General features: G+C 35.6%; 6 protein-coding genes. 2 read left to right on the forward strand and 4 right to left on the reverse strand.

Annotated features, from left to right (window positions below; translation table 11 throughout):
- The coding region (locus tag F6K13_RS11800) for a glycosyltransferase (protein WP_287287443.1) at positions 1-2,527 on the forward strand (2,527 nt) is incomplete at its 5' end.
- A 150-nt stretch (positions 2,528-2,677) separates the two neighbouring features.
- Here the strand turns inward: F6K13_RS11800 and F6K13_RS11805 are convergent.
- Positions 2,678-3,217 carry a DNA cytosine methyltransferase gene (locus F6K13_RS11805; RefSeq protein WP_161564604.1) on the reverse strand — a complete coding sequence of 180 codons (540 nt, stop codon included), beginning with the start codon at positions 3,215-3,217 and terminating at the stop codon, positions 2,678-2,680.
- 205 nt (positions 3,218-3,422) lie between these two features.
- Between F6K13_RS11805 and F6K13_RS11810 the strand changes: the two genes are divergently transcribed.
- A complete protein-coding gene (locus tag F6K13_RS11810) occupies positions 3,423-3,914 on the forward strand; it encodes a hypothetical protein (RefSeq protein ID WP_124155141.1) in 492 nt (163 codons plus the stop codon).
- A 355-nt stretch (positions 3,915-4,269) separates the two neighbouring features.
- Here F6K13_RS11810 and F6K13_RS11815 read toward each other — a convergent pair whose 3' ends face one another.
- The 3 genes from F6K13_RS11815 to F6K13_RS11825 form a co-directional block, all read right to left on the reverse strand.
- A complete protein-coding gene (locus tag F6K13_RS11815) occupies positions 4,270-4,656 on the reverse strand; it encodes a pentapeptide repeat-containing protein (protein WP_240039046.1) in 387 nt (128 codons plus the stop codon).
- Between the two features lie 168 nt (positions 4,657-4,824).
- On the reverse strand, positions 4,825-5,208 hold the full coding sequence (locus F6K13_RS11820) for a pentapeptide repeat-containing protein (protein WP_287287445.1): 384 nt from the start codon (positions 5,206-5,208) through the stop codon (positions 4,825-4,827).
- Positions 5,209-5,665: 457 nt separating this feature from the next.
- On the reverse strand, positions 5,666-6,901 hold a 1,236-nt coding region (locus F6K13_RS11825; protein WP_287287447.1), incomplete at its 5' end, for a peptidylprolyl isomerase.

Here is a 6,901-nt window from a genome sequence, read left to right on the forward strand (position 1 = left end):
ATCCGGAAATTGGCAAGAAGCAATAGACCCATATCGTCGCGCCATAGAATTAAAAGCAGACCTACCAGAAGCTTATCAAAAATTAGGAGATGCCCTGAAAAAACGGGCTCAATTAGATTTAGATGAAGCCATAAGATGGTACGAAAAAGCCATAGAAAATAACCCAGAAAATGAACAGCTTTATCATAAAGCATTAGAAATCAAACCAGAAGACCACAAACTTTATTTACAACTAGGCAATACATTAGTAAAAAAAGGGAAAACTCATGGAGCGATCGCCTTTTATCAGTTAGGTTTACAAATTAATCCAGATGACCCTGAAATTCAAGCTCAGTTAGAAAATATATTACCTAAGAAAAAAGTTTTAAGGGAACAGGAAATAGGAAACAAGCAACAGGAAAATGTCGCTCTTTTGAAAAGGGAAAAGGAAATAGTAAGTAATGAACAAGCAAGTGTTATTTTTCCCTCAAATTCTCCTGTAGTTGAAAGAGAAGATATCTATCAATTATGGCTCAAAGCCAACTTACCTAGTTCAGAAAAACTAAAGAAGATGTCGGAAAATTTAGACACCTTTCGATATCAACCATTAATTAGTATTATCTTGCCAGAAAAAACAACATATCCAGAGTGCCAAGAGACAATTGAATCAGTTATAAATCAAGTTTATCCAAACTGGGAAATCTGTTATATTGCCGATAAACTTCCACAAAATCTAGAAACAGATAACAGAGTCAAATTAGTCTTAAAAGATGAAAGTGGAGATATTGCCACAAACTTAAATACGGCCTTAGCATTAACAACAGGAGATTTTGTTACCCTGTTAAATTCTGATGATATTTTAACCCCAGACGCCCTCTATGAAATGGCGCTATTTCTGAATAAACATCCAGAAGCAGATATGGTTTATTCAGACGAAGATAAATTAACAAAAGAAGGGAAATTAACTCAACCATACTTTAAACCAGATTGGTGTCCAGACTCATTTTTATCTCGAATGTACACTGGTCATCTATGTATATATCGCCGAGAATTACTAGAAAAATTGAACGGTTTTCGAGCAGGATATGAAAATAATTATGAATATGATTTAATTCTGCGCTTAAGCGAAAAAAGTCAAAAAATATTCCACATTCCCAAAATACTTTATCACAACAGAATTTCCGAAAATGGAGTAGCAATAAATCAGATAATTTCAGTAGAAACAGCCAAAAAAGCATTAACAGAAGCATTAGAAAGACGAGGAGAAAAAGGAACAATTTATAATCTGCCTCAACATCCTGGTTTCTATCAAATTCGTTATCAAATTCCAGAGAAAAAGCTAGTCAGTATTATCATTCCCACCAGAAACTTAGGAGACATTTTAGATAGATGCCTAGAGTCAATCTTTAGCAAAACAACTTACCCAAATTACGAAGTAATCTTGATTGATAATGGCAGCAACGAACCAGAAACAAAAGCTATTATCGAAGCGTGGAAAAATCAAGAACCACAACGTTTCAAATGTTATAAACATGATATTCCTTTTAATTTTTCAAAGCTCAATAATTTCGCCACAGAAAAAGCAGAAGGTGATTATTTACTATTCTTAAATAATGACACAGAAGTAAAAACTCCTGACTGGTTAGAAGCAATGGTCGAACAAGCACAAAGAAAAAAAATAGGAGCAGTCGGTACTTTATTATTATACCCAGACAATACAATTCAACACGCCGGAGTAGTATTAGGAATGCGGAGCGTAGCAGACCATAGTCATCGAGGTTTTTCTCCTACTGATAGTGGATACAATGGTCAAATTATTTGTGTGAATAATTATTCTGCCGTAACTGCCGCTTGTTTAATGTGTCGGCGAGAAGTATTTGAAGAAATGGGTGGGTTTGATGAAGAATTAGCTGTAGCATTTAACGACGTAGATTTATGTTTGAAAATGATAGATAAAGGTTATCGAAATATTTATGTACCTCACGCTGTTTTGTATCACCATGAATCGAAAAGTCGGGGAGTAGAAAATACAGGAGAAAAACAATTACGTTTCCAACAAGAAATTCAAAAGATGAAGCAAAGATGGAAACATTTAATAGATAAAGACCCTTGTTATAACCCTCATCTAACTCGACAACAAGAAGACTTCAGTCTAAGGATTAAAACAAATGTCGAAGTTAGTGTTTCTTTATATGAAAAAGATCCAGAAATAGTAGAATGTTCTATAGATGTACCAAAACCAGGAGTAGAAAAAGATATTAGTTCCATTTGTATTGGAGGATGGGTAGTAGGAAAAACATCTCCTCCAGTTACAGTAGAATTAATTGTAGCGGGCAAAATAATCAAAGAAATTCCTGCTAATTTACATCGTCCAGACGTAGGAGAAATTCATCCAGAAATTCCAGAGGCTAAATATTGTGGTTTTTGGGGAGAATTAGAAGTACTTGAATTTGCGCCAGAGATGAAAATCTCCTTAGAAGTTATTCTCCAAGATGGTTCTCATGTGCGACTGGGAATGGTGAATTTGAAATGTCCTAGTTTGATTTAAAAGGAAGAAGGAAGAGGGAAGAAGGAAAAATAATCAAGATATTTGTCTCAAATCAATGAGTATTTCCTATTCCCTCTTTTAAGAAAAATTCTTCATCCATAAATTATCAATTAATTCTCCCTATTCCCTGATTTGGTGGAGATGTCTAATTTAAAACGGTAATTTTAACTGAATTGGAAAATTATTATCCTCACTTTTGCTATCAACTTTCCCTCTGTAGTTTTGATGATTATCCCTACTAGAGAACTGCCAAGGAATAGGATTAATTTCTGCACCTGTTAAAACTTTAATGATGTAGCAACCAAATGCTTTTGCTAGAAGTGGTGGTACAGCATTACAAATTTGTGTATAGTTTTCAATTGTTGTACCCTTAAAAATAAAGTAATCAGGAAAAGATTGAATACGAGCGCATTCTCTAGGAGATAAAAATCTATTTTCTTCAGGATGAATAGAAGTCATTCCTCTTGTCCAATAAACAGTATAAGAAGGTATATGCTTTTTTGCCCTTCTATATCCTCCACAATAAGTTACTTTATTCTCTTCATACTTATCTATAAATACTTTCATTCCTTCTCCCATAGGAACAGAACTAATTTTTTCTAAAACTCTTTGACTATGATTTTGAGTTGTGTGGTTTTCTACATTTTTACTCCCTTCTCTCGACCAAACTTGATATGCAAATTCAGCCAATTTATCATAATCAAAAATCCCTACTTTTTCCCCAATTCCTACTTGAGGTAGATCGGATATTGCTTGCCAAATAGTAATTGCTTTTTCTGTACCTAAAACCTCTCCAAATTCTGAATGAGTTGCCTGTGGTTTTTCCGGAATTTACTATCTAACCTTAGAAGTATAAAAAAGAAATAAGTCACTGAATTTCAGGATAATTTTTCCTATGACTATTAAAACAAACCTAAATAAAATTATTAGCCTTAGTTTAGTTGCTTTAACTGCTACTTCTTTGTCATTTGCAACTATAATTCCCACGAAAGTTGCTTTTGCAGAACCAATACGGCAAAAAAGTGTAAGTCCAGATGTAATCAACGAAGGGATGAATGGAGTGTGGAATTTGCAATGGAAAGTAAATGGATGGTTACACAGGGGACGTTTAAGAATGGATGGAAATTTTGGAACTATGATTGTCAATGTCACTGGGCCAAATGGTAGAAAAGTTTATGCCGAACAACAAATGAATATGGTTCCAGATGCTAATGGTTATACTCTTCAGGGTAGTAGACCTACTTATCCTGGTAGTAATGCGATCAACCGTGCTTATCAACCTGATACTTTTTATGTTGAGTCAGGTCGTCGTGGTAATTGGCAAATGAGGAATTGTTCTGATTATTCTGGTTGTATTCCAGTGAGAATGACAAGAATTGATAGATAAATTAAGTCTAGCTATTTTAGGGGTAGGTTGAGTGAATATAATTTTCTGATTTTTCCAGAATTTACCTAAAAAAAACCTACCCATCATATGTGATATTAAATTTGTCTAATTACCAATTAGATCATGTCCGGATAATAGCGTGATCAAAAACTTTCTTCTCCTCTCCCTTTTTCTTCCCTCCTGACTCCTGATCTAAAATCCGGTTATACATTGATCGCACTTTCTACTTCCATTCAATGCAGACATAAAATGCCGGAATTTCCCCAGATAATTCGCACTTTTATCCTTTCTTTCTCCTGACCCCTAACTCCTGACACCTCCCTCGTTATTTATAACTATTCAACCTGACATAATATTACTCATTAATTGAGCCATCAGGCATAATTGTTCCTCTCAGAATTACTCCATTTAAATCTACATCAGTAATAATTGCACCTTCCAAATTAGCATTACTTAAATTAGTTTCTTGTTTATAACCCCGGAAAGAGAAACTATGAAAATCTGTTCCACTCAAATTAGTATCAGCAAGATTGGCATATTCTAAGTTAGTACCACGGAGAATAGCATTGCTTAAATTAGCTCCTTCTAGACTTGCTCCCCACAGTCTTGCTTCTGATAAATTAGCATTCACTAAATTAGCATTACTTAAATTTGCTAAAGTTAGATCAACTTCCAACAAACGAGTGTTACTTAAGTTTGAATTTGTTAAATTAGCTCTATTAATATCTGCTCTATTTGACATCCTCCCGACGCTGCACTTGCGTGACAGCGCGGGATTCCCTAACATCACTGATAGGGGCTTTCTGCTTCATAGCACCTGCCTCCGAGGCCGAACCTCTTTTCGGTCTTACGGTCGCTCCACAGACTGACACTGCTAGTCCAGCAGCCTTATTTTATTGAGTATAGCATACTATTGTAAGAACCGCAAGATTGATTGGTTTTCATCCCGACGCTCTCCCGTAGGGAGAGCGCGGGTCTTCAACCAACGTTGAGATAAATTAGCTCCTGTTAAATTAGCTCCTGTTAAATTAGCTCCCGAAAAGTCAGCACCATTCAAATCTGCACCCTGAAAATTTACACCAGTTAAATTAGCACCCGAAAGATTTGCATTGTTTAAATTAGTTTCATGTAAATCTATCTCACTTAAATCGCACTGTTTCCATAAAAATGATACGCACCAATTATCTTGTAGTAGATGATTAATATCTTCAGAATTAGCTGCTATAACTGGTGCGGATAAACTAAAATAAATTAAAGAAATGACTAAGGTAATAGCGGCTAAAAATTTCATCATATCTCGTTATTTTGATTGAACTTAAATTACATTTTTTTGAACCTCTGAAAGTAGAAAATACCAGAACAGGAAAAAATTATCAATTTGTTCGATCAACTATACTTGGTATGTATAGGAGACAATAGGGAACAGTGGTGCAACCCAGCGTCGGCGGCAAACGCACCTGGTAGCGCACTAGGCGTGATGGAATATTGGAAAAGCATTTTCCTGGGTAAGGTTCATCATCAGTCTATGTCCTAATCAACTTGTTCCTTGCTATAGTGCCATTACTGTATTTGACTTATGAAACAGCTCAAACAACAGAATATAAATAATCAAACTTCTTCCTTCTACTATAAAAAAGAAACTTTATTCAAAATCAATACAATATAAAATTCGCTAGTACAACTTTAAAACATAATCATAATATGTAAAAATTGTCTAGCGAACTAAATAACTCTTTTAATTTTACCATTCCTTAACCAAGACGGAGAGCATAATCATCAGCACTTACTGCAACAATGTTATTTTCAACTTCTTCTATGGAAGTATCTGAAACTACTCCTAATATAAATCCACTGTCAGACAGTCTAATTACTGTGTCATCATCGAATAATTCATAAGTTAATCCTTCAGAAGGAATGAAATTAGCAATCACGACAATTTGATCGTTATCTGCGACATTAAAATCAGTAATCAAGTCAGCTTGGTCTATTTCATCTATACCATCAACAATATCAGCTCGCAGAATAAAGCTATCTGCGCCTAAACCACCAGTCAGGATATCAGCACCATGATCCCCAATGATAATATCATCCCCTTTGCCACCTATTAATATATCATCTCCTTTTCCAGCTCTGATTAAGTCTTCACCGTCACGACCGCTAACTATATCATCACCTTCGTTTCCACTCAGGATATCTGTAGCATTACCACCAGATATTTCATCGTCACCTGCCAAACCCATAATTGCGAAAGATGAATCAGGTTCAGCATCACTTATTTCAAAAACATCAATAACATCATCACTCTCTGTTCCAATGTTAGTTGTAAAAGAAGAATCAACAACATCTATATCCAGCACGCTCTCACTGTTATCATTTTCAGCTACCTCAGTTGCTTCTTCTGAGTCTTCCTCTTCATCTTCATCAACAGCGCTAGCTATTTCATCACCCTCATCATCATCTTCACTCTCTGAATTTTCTTCTGCTTGTTCTTCTTCTCCTTCTTCTTCCCCTTCTCCTTCAACTTCTTCATCAATAGTTTGCGTAATTTGACTGGCAAGGATAGCGTCATCTAGTATAGATGTCTCAACAATATCATCCTCGGCAGAATCAGCATCGCTATCGTCATTTTCATTTTCAGTATCTTCATCAATAGAAAGAACATAAGATACCTTCACTTCATTGTCCGCATTAATCCAATCATTGAGTAAATCTGATTCAGTAGCTATCTCTGAAGTTCTACTAGATATATCTCCATCAACTACCCTAGCTACAAGAATGCGATCGCCCTCTCGAATCTCTTGCACAAAATCAAAACCTTCGCTCACTTCACCAAATACTGCATAACCCCCATCCAGTTGATCGGCAACATTATCCAAGGTAAAGTAAAATTGCGAAGAAGCTGTATCTAATGCTTGAGAGCGAGCCATAGCTATGACCCCTGCTTCATGGGATAACTCTACTGGATCGGCAACTACTTCGTTATAGAC

The sequence above is a fragment of the Okeania sp. SIO2B9 genome (assembly GCF_010672505.1).
GTDB lineage: Bacteria > Cyanobacteriota > Cyanobacteriia > Cyanobacteriales > Microcoleaceae > Okeania > Okeania hirsuta.

Bases quoted from the DNA above. Each gene is read 5' to 3' on its own strand.
- F6K13_RS11810 (WP_124155141.1), top strand. From the start codon at position 3,423: ATGACTATTAAAACAAACCTAAATAAAATTATTAGCCTTAGTTTAGTT.
- F6K13_RS11815 (WP_240039046.1), bottom strand. From the start codon at position 4,656: ATGTCAAATAGAGCAGATATTAATAGAGCTAATTTAACAAATTCAAAC.
- F6K13_RS11820 (WP_287287445.1), bottom strand. From the start codon at position 5,208: ATGATGAAATTTTTAGCCGCTATTACCTTAGTCATTTCTTTAATTTAT.